A 14,213-nucleotide genomic window follows, 5' to 3' on the forward strand; every position below is an offset into this window, starting at 1 on the left:
GGTCAGGCAGGGTGGTACTGGACGTGTGGGACGGCGCGCTGCCAGGCGGCTTCGAACGCCTCGCTGTGCTGCTCGGCGAGCACGGCATCGGTGATGTACTCGCGCCCGTCCTTGGCGAGCTGGCCCTCGCCGGTGAAGTGGTGCACCAGCAGCAGCTCGTCTTCGAACACCCAGAAGTCGTTGGCCGGCAGCAGGAGCCCAGTCGCCTCCCGCCGGGGCAGCCAGCGGACTTGCTCGCCCGCGGCCAGGTTGGCGAAGGTCAGGTCGTACTCGTAGCGTGCGTAGTCGTGCAGGGGTTCAGACACCACACGCAGCCGGCGTACTGCCACACCGCGGCCTGTCGCGGCCCGGACGACGTCGTGCCAGCCTCCCCACCACGAGGCCTTGTCCGACCGATCTAGCCGGTGTCCCTCCTGCCAGGCGATGAATTCGGGATCCTCCAGCATGTAGCTGTCGCGCAACTCCAGGTGCACTGCTGATCGTTGAGCTTGAGCCAGGGCGCTACGCGCTGGTGGCTGCACTTGCTTCCTCTCCACTGCGCTCCGGGCGTGGGATGTACTGCAACATCACCGCAGGCAGCCTAATGATCGTCTCGTGATCCGGCACGTTCGTGGAGTGCCCGGGGACAGAACCGATCTCCTGGCACGCCCGCACATCCTCAGGGGTCGCCTTGTACGACTGGATCAGCAGATCCCCTGTCTATCGTCCAGCCAGATCGCCGGAGACTCGTCCTGCGGGGTGTTGGGGATGATGCCGAGAAACCGTAGGGCCATCGCGATCTCCTCTGCCGAGCGGATTCCACGCTGTTGCACGCACCTTCACGGCGAACGGGAGGCCCGTCAATACTGCATCACCCTATGTAACGAAGCTCGTGAGTAGCTGCTGTGTTCACCGTCACCGACTGTCGGTGTAACCGCCTACGCTGGCAGGCGTGTCCCCACCCCCAGCCCCCGGCCCGCCGCGGTCGTGAACGAGGACATTCGCGCCCTCTGGGCAGGGCGTGACGGAGACCCCCGCGTCAGGCTCACGGCTGCCCAACGGGTGGTGTACGAGCGCCTCCTGATCGAGTGGGAAGCCGCGGTGCGCGCGGACATCGTCGCGGCCGCCTGAGTCGGGGCGCTCTGGGGCCACTCGTCGCGGAGGAGCGCGCAAGCTCGACCACCCCACGCCGTCCCCGACTACCAGCGCTTCGGCGGGCGCGGTCACTCACTCGTCATCGACAGCGGCTGGCACGGTCGCCGAAGCGTGCCTGGGCCGGCCGGCCGATAACGCCCGCTCCAGCGGCCTCACTTCACGTCACCCGTGAAGATCGCCGTCTCCGTCTCGAAGTCCGGCGACACCTCGATCTGCACGGTCTTCTCCGACTCCGGCACCGCGCACGCCCATGTCACGGCGAGGGAGCGGCCCGCGAGGAGCCGCGTCGAAGGACTGCCCTTCAGTCCTCGCTCGGAGTCGATGACCAGTTCGCCTTCCTTGCCGTCCTCGCCATACGCGCAGTTCACGGAGAGTGCCGTCGTGTCGACCGTCGACGTCCCTCCGTTCTCCACCCGCACGGTGAACTTCAGGTACGGCGTGTTCTCCGGGGCAGCAGTCGAACTCGACCTGCCACGCGTGAATTTCGACAGGCTGACCGCCACCTCGTTGCGGTAGGTGACGGTGTCGTCCAGACCGAACACCTGGGCTTCGCCGTCCTCTCCGCCTTCTTGTCGTCGTCGCGGCTGTTGACGATGAAGACCCCTGTGGCGACTACGGCCGCGATCACAGCTGCGGCCGACCCGATGATGACGGCGTTGGTACGGCTCTTCTTCTGCAACGGCGGCTGCGGCTGCGGCGGGAACCGTGACATAGGCAGCCTTGCGGCGCACCGGCCCGGCGAAGGCGGAGGAGTAGTCGGGGTGGACGATCTCGTACCTTCTCGGTACACGCTTCGGCGTCCATGCGGAGAGTGCCGGGATCGCGGAGCGCGGGAGCGGTGGCGTCAGGCGCCGGCCGCCGCTGCTCGATGGCCAGGTCCTGGCCGTGGGCGGCTTCGTTCCGGTCGGACGGCAGTTGCCACGGAGCCGTGAGTCTTGGCACCGTACTCGACGGGACGGACGGGGATCAGGGCGTGAACATGCCCGGCTCCGTCCGGAGTTCAGTCGTGGGGGCAGCGATCGCTCGTTCTGGGGGGCAGTGTGTGGATCACGCTCGTGGCGACCTTGTGCGGTACGGCTGCCGGTGTCGCTTCGACGGTTGTCGCTGACCGGGTGCGATGGAAGCGGGACCGGGCGCATGCTCAGCGGGACAGGCAGGTGGAGGTCTGCGTCGAGTTCCTGCGGGCCCTGATGCGTGCCTACGAGGGGCTCTACGACGTGGCCTGCCGCGAGGACCGGGCCGCCGACCGGAACTACGGGGCGGTCAGGGACCTCATGGCCGAGGCGGGCACGGCGGATTCGCGGCAGTTGCTGCTGGTCACGGGGGAGTCGCACGTCACGATGGCGTGTGAGCACGCGTTCGCCGTGCTCCGGGACCTCAGGGACGCCGTGGGCAGGGGCCTGACCGCGGACACGAGGGCGTACCAGGAGGTCGACAGCCGGTTCAGGGACGCGCTGCACGACTTCCGTGTGGAGGTCCGGCGCAGTCAGGGTCTCGCCGACGCGGACGACATACGGCGCCCGCGGGTCCCTCCGTACGAGATGGTCCCCGTCCAGCCCGCGGGCAGCAGCTGACGCCGCCGGTCCCACCAGCACCGGACCGGGGGCTTTCCCCTGCCTCCACCCCAGGGTTACATTGCGTATGAGGCATGGTCAGGAAATCAGCCGCTCCGCGGCTTTCGTCCCCCCCTTTCTCCCGCCGCCCCCGCCCCCTCCTCTCCCCTCCGTTCCGTTCCGCAGCCACCCCTTCCCGTGTGCAGTCAGGTGACCACTGAGAAAGGAGCGTTGAGCCGCGATGCCCGAGCAGGCGCGTGAAGAGCGGCTCGCCGCCGCTTTCGTCGAGCTCGCCGACACGCTCGTCGACGACTTCGACACCGTCAGCTTCCTCCATCTGCTCGCCACGCGATGCGTCGACCTCCTGGACGTCGCGTCCGCGGGCGTCACCCTGTCCGTGCCGGAGAGCGCGCCCCTGACGTCCGGGTCCGACGAACACAGCCACCGCCTGGAGCAGTTGGCCGTCGAGTGGGACGAAGGGCCCGGGCTCGACTGCCTCCGCTCCGGCCGGGTGGTCGACGGCGCGCTCCTGGCGAACGGCCGCCCGCACGCGCGATGGCCCCGGTTCGCCCCGCACGCGCTCCTGTCCGGCTTCGCCTCCGTCGCGGCCACGCCCCTGCGGCTGCGGGGGCGGACCATCGGCGCGCTCAGCCTCTTCCGCGAGCAGCCCGAGACGCCGCCGGTAGCGCAGCTCCGGCTCGCACAGGCCTTGGCGCGCCTCGCCACCATCGGCATCCTCCAGCAGCGCGCCGCACACCGGCAGCGCGTCATCGTCGGCCAGCTGGAGACGGCCCTGCGGTCCCGGGTGGTCATCGAGCAGGCCAAAGGCGCCCTGTCGCACCGCCACCGGATCAGCGTGGACGAGGCGTTCACGCTGCTGCGCCGGCACGCCCGCTCCCAGCGGCGGTTGCTCACCGCGGTCGCCGAGGAGGTGCTGAACGAGACGACGGACCCACCCCAGCCGCGGACGGAGGGGACGAAGACGACGGAGACGACGGAGCGGACGGAGACGACTGACTGACCGGCTGACCGGCTGGCCGACTGGCCAGCTGACCGGCTGACCGGCTGACCGGCTGACCCCGTGCCAGGCCCGGGGCCGGATCTCAGTGGACCACGGACACGATCTGGATCACCGCTTCGACGAGCCGCCGGTCCCCGCTCGTGCGGGCGCGGGCGAGCGCCGCGGCCGGGGAGATGCCGCGGGTGCACAGCCGCCACGCGGTCTCCGCGTCCAGCTCCACGACGGCGGCGGAAAGACCGGCGTCGGAAAGACCGGCGTCCGAAGAATCGGCATCGGGCAGGGCCAAGGACCAGCGGTCTCCCGTGGCGGTGGCCGTCCACGTACCGCCGGACGGGCCGTCGACGCGCACCTGGACCCGGGTGCCGACGGGTGCGTCCGTGTGCCGCAGGGTGTGCGGCAGCGCCCGCATGAAGGTGTCGAGGACCACGCCGAGGAACCGCGGGTCGGGGTCACTGTCCTGGCCGACGGCGTGGCGGACCTGCTGGCGGTGGGTCCAGAACTCGGTGAACTCGCGCGCGCAGTCGAGCCACATCGGCGCCGGGTCCGCTCCCGCCCAGGACACCCCCAGCGAGGCGGCGTCGAGGTCCGCGGTCGCGAAGAGGCGGGTGACCTGCGCGCCGACCAGTTCCAGGGTGTCGGTGACGGCGGCGGGGCTCACACGCGCCCAGGCATCCACCCATTCCTGGTTGATGCGGTGGATGAACGCCTCAAGGGTCTCGCCGGGCCCGGGGCGCGGCCCTAGCTCGTGGCGGTCGCGGTCACGGGCGAGGCGCCCGTAGCAGTCACCGACGAGGTGCGCGGCGAGATCCCGTACGGTCCAGCCCGGTACGGCCTCCCGGTGCCAGTCGGCGGGCTCCAGGGCGCGGAGCGTCGCCAGGAGCGCCGCGTGCTCGGCGGCGAAGAGGGGGCGGGCGTCGATCGGGGTGCCGAGCCACGGGAGGACGGGGTCGGGAGCGAGCTGGGGGTCCATGCCCCCAGCCTGTGTCAGCGGCCGCCGGTCGGCCACTGAATATCGCGTTCCGGTCATCGGGGCCCGGCGGGGCCGGGGCGCGGTGCGCCGCGCGCATCGGTCGGCCCCGGCTGGGCACCTATACGGCCTGACGCGAACCGGAAGGCCCACCGGCCGGAAGGCGCACAGGAAGTCCCACAGGAAGGCCCACAGGGAGGTCCGCCCCATGCCCATCCTCGGCACCTCGCGCCCGCGTGCCCGGCGCGCGGCGGGTTCGGTCCCGCCGTCTCCCCTGCCACCGCTGCGCGTTCTGCGCCTGCCCGCCGCCGGTCCCGAGGACGTCGTCGTGGACGGGGCAGGGCGGGTGCTCACCGGCACGGCCGACGGACGGATCCTGCGCGTCACGCTGCCGTCCCCGGGGCACGGGGGCCGGGTGGAGGAGCTGGCCCGCACGGGCGGCAGGCCGCTGGGCCTCGAACCGCTGCCCGACGGGCGGCTGCTCGTCTGCGACGCGCACCGGGGCCTGCTGCGCGTGGCCCTTGAGGACGGCGGCCGGGTCGAGGTCCTCGCCGCCGCGGTCGCCGGGGAGCCGCTGAGGTTCTGCAGCAACGCGACCGCCGCCCCCGACGGCACCGTGTACTTCACGGTGTCCAGCCGCCGCTACGGCCTCGACGACTGGCGGGCCGACATCGTCGAGCACGTCGGCACCGGCCGCCTGCTGCGGCTCGCCCCGGGCGGCGAGCCCGAAGTGCTGCTCGACGGCCTGTACTTCGCGAACGGCGCGGCCCTGGCGCCCGACGCGTCACACGTCACCGTGGCCGAGACCGGCGCCCGCCGCCTCGTCCGGTACTGGCTCACCGGCCCCCGGGCGGGGCGGAGCGACACCTTCGCGGAGGACCTGCCCGGCTTCCCCGACAACCTGTCGCGCGACGAGGACGGGACGCTCTGGGTCGCCCTGGCCGGGCCGCGCGAGCCGCTCATCGACCAGCTGCGCCGGGCGCCCGCGGCCGTACGCCGCGCGGCCGCCGCTGCCGCCCTCCGCGTGCCCGTGCCGCCGCGCCGGGTGCTGCGCGTCATGGCCTTCTCGCCCCGGGGCGAGACCGTGCGTGACCTGGCCCGCAAGGGCGCCGGGTACCGCATGGTCACCAGCGTCGCCGCCCGCGCCGGGACCCTCGTCCTGGGCAGCCTCGTGGAGCCGGGCATCGCCGTGTGCGCGCTGCCGCCGGGACGGGCCTGACGCCTGCGCGGACCTCCGGCACGGCCCTCCATGCTTGCCGTATCAGCAAGTCTGCTTGCCCAAACCGCAGGGTTCGGCGCAGGGTCGTCGTGGAGGTGGTCACGATGACCGATCAGCTGAACAGCAGCTATGACGTGGTGGTGGTCGGTGGCGGTGCCGCCGGACTGAACGGGGCCCTGATGCTGGCCCGCGCACGGCGTTCCGTGGCGGTGCTCGACGCGGGCGCGCCGCGCAACGCCCCGGCCGACGGCGTGCACGGGCTCCTGGCCAGGGAAGGGATGCCGCCCGCCGAACTGCTCGCGCGCGGCCGGGCGGAAGTGCGCGGGTACGGCGGGCACGTCGCGTCCGCCACCGTGACCGCGGCGACCCGCGACGGAGCGGGCTTCGCGGTGGCGCTCGCCGACGGCCGTACGGTCCGGGCGCGGCGGCTCCTCGTGGCCACCGGCCTCGTCGACGAACTGCCGGACGTGCCGGGGCTGCGCGACCGCTGGGGCCGGGACGTGCTGCACTGCCCGTACTGCCACGGCTGGGAGGTCCGCGACCGGGCCATCGGCATCCTGGCGAGCGGGCCGATGGCGGTGCACCAGGCGCTGCTGTTCCGGCAGCTGAGCGACGACGTCACGTTCTTCGCCCACACCACGGCCCCGCCGTCCGACGAGGACGCGGAGCGCCTCGCCGCACGCGGCATCCGCGTGGTGGAGGGCGAGGTGGCGGGCCTGGAGGTGGCGGACGACCGCCTCGTGGGGGTGCGGCTGCGCGACGGCACGGTGGTCGCCCGCGAGGCGCTCGCGGTCTCGTCACGCATCGTGGCGCGCGCCGGTTTCCTCGCGGCGCTCGGGCTGCGGGCGACGGAACACCCACTGGGCATCGGCGCGTTCGTCTCCTGTGACGCCACCGGCCGCACCGAGGTGCCGGGCGTGTGGGTCGCGGGCAACGTGACCGATCTGTCCGCCCAGGTCGGCGGCGCGGCCGCGGCGGGCGCCGCGACCGGGGCCCAGATCAACGCCGACCTGGTCACCGAGGACACCCGGCTTGCCGTCGAGGCCCGGCGGAGCGGGGCCCCGGCGGCCGCCGCCACCGTCGGAGCGTCACGGGGGTGAGGGCGGGACGGGCCGGGCCCCAACCCTTGGCTTCACGGGCCCGGCCCGGACCGGACCTCACACACTGATCGCCGAACCCGCCCCGAACCCCGCCCGCCGACCACCCATCGCCAATCACCGATCACCGTCACCGAGTTCGCCCCCCGCCGACCCGCCCGCCCAACCCCCGACCACCTGGCCGAACGCCCCACCCAGGCCCCCTCCCCGCACAAGAGCCACACGCACAGGGCCGCCCCACACCCTTGCGCGATTGACGAGGTCATGCCACTTTCCTTGCTCGGTACGTCCCCCACGTACCGCGGTACGTCACACGTCACCGTCAAAGGAGACCCCCCACATGAGACGCACCACCTGTGCGCGCCTCGTCCTGTCCGCCCTCCTCGTCACCGGTTCCCTCGCCGTCGGCGCGCTCCCCGCCGGGGCGCAGAGCGAACCGCCGACGCCCTCCCCGGCGCAGCTCAACGCCCTCGACGCCAAGGTCCAACGGCAGTTGGGCGACGACAGCGCCGGTACGTACGTCGACCGGAGGACCGGGAAGCTGGTCGTCACCGTCACCAGCGAGGCGGCCGCCGAGCGCGCCCGCGCGGCGGGTGCCACCCCCCAGCGGGTGCGGCGGAGCGCCGCCGTGCTCGACTCCGCCATGGACGCGCTGGAGTCCCGCGCGAAGATCACCGGCACCTCCTGGGGCGTCGACCCGCGCACCAACCAGATAGCCGTGCAGGCCGACAGCTCGGTCTCGGCCCGCGACCTGGCCCGGCTGCGCCGGGTCGCCGACTCGCTCGACGGCGCCGTACGCGTCAGCCGCGTGCCCGGCACCTTCCAACGCGAGGTCGCGGGCGGCGACGCCATCTACGGCGGCGGCTCCCGCTGCTCCGCCGCCTTCAACGTGACCAAGGGCTCCACCCGGTACTTCGTCACCGCGGGGCACTGCACCAACCTCAGCGCCAACTGGGCGGCAACGTCAGGGGGCGCGGCCGTCGGCGTACGCGAGGGCACCAGCTTCCCGACCAACGACTACGGCATCGTCCGCTACACCGACGGCTCGTCCCCCGCGGGCAACGTCAACCTCTACAACGGCGGCCACCAGGAGATCTCCTCCGCCGCCGACGCCGTCGTGGGCCAGTCGCTCCGCAAGAGCGGCTCCACCACCAAGGTGACCAGCGGCACGGTCACCGCCGTCAACGTCACCGTCAACTACAGCGACGGCCCCGTGCACGGCATGGTCCGCACCACCGCCTGCTCCGCGGGCGGCGACAGCGGCGGCGCCCACTTCGCCGGGACGGTGGCCCTCGGCATCCACTCGGGCAGCTCCGGCTGCACGGGCACCAACGGCTCCGCCATCCACCAACCGGTGCGCGAGGCGCTCGCCGCGTACGGCGTCAGCGTGTACTGAGGCGTGCCGGACGCCGCACGCGTGCGGCGGTGAGGCGTGGACCTGACCCGTCAGGCCGTGAGTCGCGCCTCGATCGCCAGGACCTCCTCCGCCGCCCGTACGGCGTCCGGGCAGGCGACGGCGATCAGCCCCCAGTTGCCCGGCACGGACGTGAGGGCGCGGGCGTACGAGGTGGGGGTGCGGTGGTCGACGAGGCGGCGCAGGCGGGGCAGGTCCATGTCGGACGCGGGGCGGATCACCTTGGTCGCGGCGGAGATGCCCGCCCCGGTCCCGGCGAGGGCGCCGAGCTCGGTGCGGCTCTCCGCCAGGAAGGCGTGCAGGTAATCGGCGCCGCACGCGGAGAGGTTCAGGTCCTGCATGGCCACCAGGGGGGTGTCGCCGTAGCGGCCGCCGACGCGGGCGATCGCGAAGTCGACACCCCCGTTGATCAGTCCCCGGCCCTGGAAGAGCCGCACGAAGTCGGCCATGGCGTGCCGGACCCGCGTGTAGTGGCTCCGGGTGATGCCGAACGCCGCGTGGGTGGACTCGTCGAGGAAGACGTTCCCCTCCCACATGGTGCCGTTCAGGAACTGCAGGGCCATGCCGTCGGCGAGGGCGCCCGCCCGCACGTGCACGGACGGCGCGAGCAGGAACTCGTGGCCGGTCACGGCGTGGCGGAGGTAGTCGGCGTGCGCCTCCAGGAGGTAGTCCTCACCGGAGCGGGCCGCCTGGCGGGCCAGCGCCGCGAGCACGTCCGGGTCGTCGAGGGGCACCCCGACGTGGATGCGCTGTCCCGTGCCGCCCCTGACGGGTTTCAGACATCCCACCCGCAGCCCATGACGCTCCCTCAAGAGCTGTGCAGCGAGTACGAGTTGGGCTGCGAAGGAGTCCTCAGCGCGGTGCGCGCGGCCGTTCCCGAGCTGCTCGTCGCCCGGGGTGCCCGGCACCCGGACGTCACCTGGAGTTGTCCGGATCCCGCCGTCCGCGACGGCGTCCGCGGGCTCGCCGTCCCAGAGGACGACGTACCCGGGCAGCCGCGGCACGGCCAGACCGAACACGCGGTACAGCGGCGTGAGTTCCGTCTCCGCGTCGAGTACGTCGAAGGGGGCACGCCCCGGCGGCACCGACAGGTCGTGCGCCGTGCGGGCGGCGGGGTGCAGGACCGCCTTGTGCCCCCACTGCTCGGTGATCTCGGGGGCGTTGGCCTCGACCAGGAGCCGGTCGACCCCCGCGACCCGTTTGAGCCACAGGAGCAGGATCCGCATCGGCTCGTCGAGCGCGTAGACGCGTACGACACAGGCGGGATCCGCGCGCAGCCGGTCGATCGCCGGGCCGAGGACCCGCGCCCACTGGTCGGCGGGGCCGTCGGCCAGCCTCAGCAGGGCGTGGCTGAGGTGGAAGTGGTCGTGGTCGGGGACCACGACCACCGGGCGGCCCGCCGCCGCCTCCTTCCAGGGTGCCGTCCTGCCGATGAGCAGGTCGCCGGTGTGCGCCAGGCAGACCGAGCGGGCCTCCAGGATCGTGGGCCAGTCCTCGGCCGGCTCACCGGCCGCGAGGCTCTCCAGGGCGCCCTCGAACATGCGCTTGGCCATGGGCGGCGAGTACGCCACGATGCCGGGTCTGTCACGGGCGGCACCGGCCGGGCTCAGCTCCACGCGGGCGGCGGCCTCGGCCTCGGCCGGCCCCATCCCGAGCAGCCGTCGGCAGATGTGCGCGAGCTCGCGCGGCGCGATGCCCGCCGGGCCGACGTGGAAGCCCGTCCAGGGCACGACACGGCCGTCCGGCAGGGCGACCTCCCAGCGTTCACGGGCCGGGCGGACCTCCCGGCTCTCCACCGTCGACACCAGCAGCCTCCTGACGTGAGCCCTGCCGCCAGGCACAGGCTGTAGCGGGCGGCGTCCCGTTGTGCGCTGCGTGCTGTGTGCAGTGTTGCCCAGAACATGGCCGTGGGTCACCACGGTCATCAGGGCATTCGGCGGCCTTTGGCGCGTTGTGCTCCCCCGGCGGCCCGCGCCGCGGTCGCGGCACGGGCGGACCGCCAGTCCGAGGCGTCCAGGAAGTGCACGTCGTAGCGGTCCTGTTCGGGCAGGAGGCGGTCGAAGGAGTCCAGGCCGTGCTGGATGCGGCCGAGGGACCGGAAGTAGTCGAAGCGGTCGACGCCCGGCGTGAGCACCGCGAGCAGATCGGCGCCCGCCCCGGCGGCGGCGCCGAAGGCGTGCGGCATCCCGGGCGGCACGACGACGAGCCCGCCGCGCCCGACGGTCTCGAACGCGCCGTCCAGGTACAGGTCGAGCGCCCCGTCGAGGACGTAGAACAGCTCCGTCGACAGGGCGTGCAGGTGCGGTCGCGCGCCGTCGGCCCCGTCGGCGAGCGTCAGCCGGTTGACGCCGAGGGAGCCCCCTGTGGCCGCGGCGTCGGCGAGCAGTTCGAAGCCGCCGCCGTGCGGCAGGGGGACGCGCTCGGCGGTGCCGGGCCGCACGAGCAGGGCTTCGGCGGTGCGCTTGCCATCGGTCATCGGGGCTCCTCGGGTTCGGTCGACCGCGGTGCGGTCCGCGCGCTCTGCGCGGAACTCATTCGACCCGGGGAACAAGCCGCGTACCAGAAGCAGTTGTCACCTGCAGAAATCATCGATCGTGATGAATCGGCCACAATGGGCCGTCAGGGGCGGGGGGGGGACCGTGGAACTGCGTCAGCTCCAGTACTTCGCCGCGGTCGCCGACGAGGGCGGCTTCAGCCGGGCCGCCGAGCGGCTCGGCATCGTCCAGTCGGCGGTGAGCCAGCAGGTGCGCCGCTTGGAGCGCGAGCTGGGGGTGCGGCTCTTCCGGCGCACCACGCGGCACGTCGAACTCACCGGCGCGGGCGAGCGCCTGCTGCCCGAGGCCCGCGCGGTGCTCGCCGCGGCGCGGCGCACCCGCCAGGTCGCGGCCGACCTCGCGGCGGGCGGGGCGCCGCTGCGCCTCGGCACCGTGCAGGGCCCCGGCGACCGGATCCAGCGCCTCCTCGCGGACCTCGCGGCCGCGGCGCCCGGGCTCCCCGTCCGGCTGCGGCGCCTGGGGCTCGCGGAGCGGCTCGCCGCGGTGCGCTCCGGCGAGCTGGACGCGGCCCTCGTCCGGGCGGCGGCCACGGCCCCCGGGCTCGAACTCCTGCCGGTGTGGAGCGATCCGCTGTACGTGGCGCTGCCCGCGGCGCACCGGCTCGCGGGCTCCTCGGCGCTGCGTGTCGAGCAGCTCGGGGAGCTGCCGCTGCGCCTCGCGCCGCGCGAGCAGAACCCGCCGTTCCACGACCTGGTGACCGGTGCGCTCCGGGCGGCCGGGGCCGAGCCGCCGCTCGGGCCGCCCTTCACCACGCTCCAGGAGACCCTGGCCGAGATCGGCGCGGGCGCCCCGTCGTGGACGGTCTTCTACGAGGTGGCGGGGGTGCCCTCGTTCCCGCGCGTGGCCGTGCGACCGCTCGCCGCCCCGGCCGTGACGACGTACGTGGCGATGCCTCCGGGGGCGCCGGGCCCCGCGCTCCGGCGGCTTCTTGAGGTGCTGCCCGCGCGGTGACGGGGAGCGGGCCGCTTCACACGGAGCTGCCCGCGCGCTCGTGGTGGCGCTGGTAGTGCCCGCGCCAGCGCGGCGTCGCCGCGCCGCCCATGACCGTCATCACCACGTCGTGCGCGAGCGAGTCCGTGACCGGCAGATGACCGAAGAGCACGCGGTGGTACGTGGTGGCGCCGAGCATGTCCAGGAGCAGGCCGATGTCGGCGTCCTCCCGGATGTCGCCGCGCTCGATGCCCCGGCGCAGCGCCGCCTCCGTCGTGGCCCTGCGGGGCCGGAAGACGGTCTCGGTGAACACGCGGTCGAGCTCCGGGTCGTCGGCCAGTTCGGCCACGAGCGCGGGCAGCGTCCGGCGCCCGAGGGTGCCGCCGAAGGCCTGGCTGAGGGTCTCGATGCCCAGGATGAGGTCACAGTGCGTGCAGCCGGTGTCGGGGGTGGGCGCGGTGCCCATGGCCTCGGCGAGGGCGGCGATCACCAGGTGCTGCCGGGACGGCCAGCGGCGGCGGATGGCCGGCTTGGTGGTGCCCGCGCGCCGGGCCACCCCTTCGAGCGTCAGGTGCGGATAGCCGGACTCCTCCAGGAGGTCGAGCGTGGCCTTGACGATGGCCTCGTCGAGCCGGGTGTCGCGCGGGCGGCCCGCCGAACGGGCGGGCGGGGCTGCGGAATCCGGGGTTGCCATGGGGATCAGTATAGGTAGCATGTGATTTCGTTCCGTTCCGGATCGAAACATAAAGGAGGGGTCGGCCTTGCCGTCAGAGCAGGAAGCGACCGTCCAGAGCGTCCACGGCGGTCCCGCCGCGTCCACGTCCCCCGCGGGCGAACCGCCCGGCACCGCCCGCGCGCCCGCCGCCGAAAGCGTCTTCCGCGCCCCCTACGCCGCCCTCACCTGGGGCATCGTCCTGTCCGTCGGCCTCGTGGCGTTCGAGTCGATGGGCGTGGCCACGGTCCTGCCCGACATCGCGGAGCGGCTCGGCGGCCTGCACGCCTACGGCTGGGGCCTGTCCGCGCTGATGCTCGCCAACCTCATCGGCACCGTCGCCGCGGGCCGCGACGCCGACCGGCACGGCCCGGCGCGCCCGCTCGCCGTCGGGCTCGTCGTGTTCGCGGTCGGCTGCGCGCTCGCCGGCGCCGCGCCGAACTGGCCCGTGTTCCTCGCGGGCCGCTTCCTCCAGGGGCTCGGCGTCGGCGCGGTGATGGCACTCGCGTACGCGGCCATCTCGCTGGCCTACCCCCAGCACCTGCGGGCGCGGATGTTCGCGCTCGTCGCGGGCGGCTGGACGGTGCCGTCCCTCGTCGGCCCGACCCTCGCCGCCGTGATCTCCGACCACTTCTCCTGGCGCGGCGTCTTCGTCCTGCTGCTGCCCCTGATCGCCGTCGCGGCCGCTCTCGCGCTGCCGCAGCTGCGCCGCCTGGACCGGGCCGACGGCACCGGCGGCGCCCCGGCCGAGGCGCCGCCGGCCCGCTGGTGGGCCACGCCGGTCGCGCGCAGCGTGCTGCTCGCGGCGGGCACCGGCGTGCTGCTCGCCGGGCTCCAGCTGCGTCAACTCGCCCTGCTGGTCCCGCTGGTCGTGGCCGGAGGCGTCGCCGGGGTGCTCGCCCTGCGCACGGTCACGCCGCCCGGCACCCTCACGGTGCGGCGCGGCGTGCCGACGGGGGTCGTGCTGCGCTTCCTGCTGTGCGGGGCGTACTTCGGCAGCGAGGCCTTCCTGCCGCTCGGCCTGGTCCGGCTGCGGGACCTGAGCGCGTCCCAGGCCGGGCTCGGTCTTTCGGCGGGCGCGATCACCTGGGTGCTCGGCGCCGCCTGGCAGGGGCGGGCCGACGGCCGCTGGAGCGGGCGCTCGCGCGCCGTGCCGATCGCGGCCGGGTTCGTGGTGCTGCTCGTGGGCATCGTCGTGATGGCGCTCGGCGTCCTGGTCGACGCGGTGCCCGCCCTGGTCGCCGTGGCGGGCTGGGCGATCGGCGGCGCGGGCATGGGCGTGGCCTTCAACGCGGCCACCACGGACGCCATGGAGCAGGCCCCCGCCGACCGGCAGGGCGAGGCCAGCGGCGCCATGCAGCTCGCCCAGACGCTGGCGGTCGCGGTGCTCAGCGGCCTCGGCGGCGCGGCCGTCTCCCTGGCGTCGGCGTACGGCTCGACGGTGACGGTCGCCCTGACGGTGACCTTCACGCTCACGGCCGCCCTCGCGGCGGCCGGGGTCCTGGCGGCCCACCGCATCCGGCCCGCGCGCCCCTGAACGCCGCGGGCCGGGATTCGCCTTGTGGAAATGGCGCACCCGGCCCGCGGGAATCACGTGCCGATCCATGAGAA

At 73.9% G+C, this 14,213-nt stretch carries 14 protein-coding genes and 1 pseudogene; 8 read left to right on the top strand and 7 right to left on the bottom strand.

The window, feature by feature from the left end; all coding sequences use genetic code 11:
* Positions 1-2: 2 nt before the first annotated feature.
* Positions 3-536 (bottom strand): DUF6879 family protein, encoded by a 534-nt coding sequence (locus CP982_RS07830; RefSeq protein WP_342355614.1) that lies wholly within the window; start codon positions 534-536, stop codon positions 3-5.
* A pseudogene (locus CP982_RS42460) lies at positions 502-773 on the bottom strand (hypothetical protein). Before CP982_RS42460 ends, CP982_RS07830 begins: the two are co-directional and overlap by 35 nt.
* A 193-nt stretch (positions 774-966) precedes the next feature.
* On the opposite strand from CP982_RS42460, the gene CP982_RS41615 reads away from it, so the two are divergent.
* Complete coding sequence (locus CP982_RS41615) at positions 967-1,110, top strand: hypothetical protein (RefSeq protein WP_170316390.1); 144 nt, start codon at positions 967-969, stop codon at positions 1,108-1,110.
* Positions 1,111-1,286: 176 nt separating this feature from the next.
* Here CP982_RS41615 and CP982_RS41620 read toward each other — a convergent pair whose 3' ends face one another.
* Positions 1,287-1,676 (bottom strand): hypothetical protein, encoded by a 390-nt coding sequence (locus CP982_RS41620; RefSeq protein WP_184925789.1) that lies wholly within the window; start codon positions 1,674-1,676, stop codon positions 1,287-1,289.
* 615 nt (positions 1,677-2,291) lie between these two features.
* Between CP982_RS41620 and CP982_RS07850 the strand changes: the two genes are divergently transcribed.
* Together CP982_RS07850 and CP982_RS07855 are read left to right on the top strand one after the other, a co-directional pair.
* Entirely contained in the window at positions 2,292-2,708 is a 417-nt protein-coding gene (locus tag CP982_RS07850) for a hypothetical protein (RefSeq protein ID WP_170316391.1), read from the top strand.
* Positions 2,709-2,928: 220 nt separating this feature from the next.
* Positions 2,929-3,708 (top strand): ANTAR domain-containing protein, encoded by a 780-nt coding sequence (locus CP982_RS07855; protein ID WP_150509856.1) that lies wholly within the window; start codon positions 2,929-2,931, stop codon positions 3,706-3,708.
* A gap of 82 nt (positions 3,709-3,790) precedes the next feature.
* Here CP982_RS07855 and CP982_RS07860 read toward each other — a convergent pair whose 3' ends face one another.
* Entirely contained in the window at positions 3,791-4,678 is an 888-nt protein-coding gene (locus tag CP982_RS07860) for a maleylpyruvate isomerase family mycothiol-dependent enzyme (protein WP_150509857.1), read from the bottom strand.
* 205 nt (positions 4,679-4,883) lie between these two features.
* Here CP982_RS07860 and CP982_RS07865 point away from each other — a divergent pair, with 205 nt between their 5' ends.
* The 3 genes from CP982_RS07865 to CP982_RS07875 all read left to right on the top strand — a co-directional run bounded on the left by CP982_RS07865 (position 4,884) and on the right by CP982_RS07875 (position 8,387).
* Positions 4,884-5,894: an SMP-30/gluconolactonase/LRE family protein gene (locus tag CP982_RS07865; RefSeq protein ID WP_150509858.1), complete on the top strand. Its 1,011-nt coding sequence runs from the start codon at positions 4,884-4,886 to the stop codon at positions 5,892-5,894.
* Between the two features lie 104 nt (positions 5,895-5,998).
* Positions 5,999-6,994: an NAD(P)/FAD-dependent oxidoreductase gene (locus tag CP982_RS07870; protein ID WP_150509859.1), complete on the top strand. Its 996-nt coding sequence runs from the start codon at positions 5,999-6,001 to the stop codon at positions 6,992-6,994.
* A 337-nt stretch (positions 6,995-7,331) separates the two neighbouring features.
* Complete coding sequence (locus CP982_RS07875; RefSeq protein ID WP_150509860.1) at positions 7,332-8,387, top strand: S1 family peptidase; 1,056 nt, start codon at positions 7,332-7,334, stop codon at positions 8,385-8,387.
* Positions 8,388-8,437: 50 nt separating this feature from the next.
* Here CP982_RS07875 and CP982_RS07880 read toward each other — a convergent pair whose 3' ends face one another.
* Complete coding sequence (locus tag CP982_RS07880) at positions 8,438-10,210, bottom strand: hypothetical protein (protein ID WP_150509861.1); 1,773 nt, start codon at positions 10,208-10,210, stop codon at positions 8,438-8,440.
* A gap of 119 nt (positions 10,211-10,329) precedes the next feature.
* A complete protein-coding gene (locus CP982_RS07885; protein ID WP_150509862.1) occupies positions 10,330-10,881 on the bottom strand; it encodes a cupin domain-containing protein in 552 nt (183 codons plus the stop codon).
* A gap of 163 nt (positions 10,882-11,044) precedes the next feature.
* Here CP982_RS07885 and CP982_RS07890 point away from each other — a divergent pair, with 163 nt between their 5' ends.
* Complete coding sequence (locus tag CP982_RS07890; RefSeq protein WP_150509863.1) at positions 11,045-11,911, top strand: LysR family transcriptional regulator; 867 nt, start codon at positions 11,045-11,047, stop codon at positions 11,909-11,911.
* Positions 11,912-11,927: 16 nt separating this feature from the next.
* Here the strand turns inward: CP982_RS07890 and CP982_RS07895 are convergent, their stop codons facing one another.
* A complete protein-coding gene (locus CP982_RS07895) occupies positions 11,928-12,584 on the bottom strand; it encodes a TetR/AcrR family transcriptional regulator (protein ID WP_150509864.1) in 657 nt (218 codons plus the stop codon).
* Between the two features lie 67 nt (positions 12,585-12,651).
* Between CP982_RS07895 and CP982_RS07900 the strand changes: the two genes are divergently transcribed.
* On the top strand, positions 12,652-14,139 hold the full coding sequence (locus CP982_RS07900) for an MFS transporter (RefSeq protein ID WP_150509865.1): 1,488 nt from the start codon (positions 12,652-12,654) through the stop codon (positions 14,137-14,139).
* The last annotated feature ends 74 nt before the right edge of the window (positions 14,140-14,213 follow it).

Origin of the sequence: Streptomyces spectabilis, from assembly GCF_008704795.1 — a bacterium.
Taxonomy (GTDB): Bacteria; Actinomycetota; Actinomycetes; order Streptomycetales; family Streptomycetaceae; genus Streptomyces; species Streptomyces spectabilis.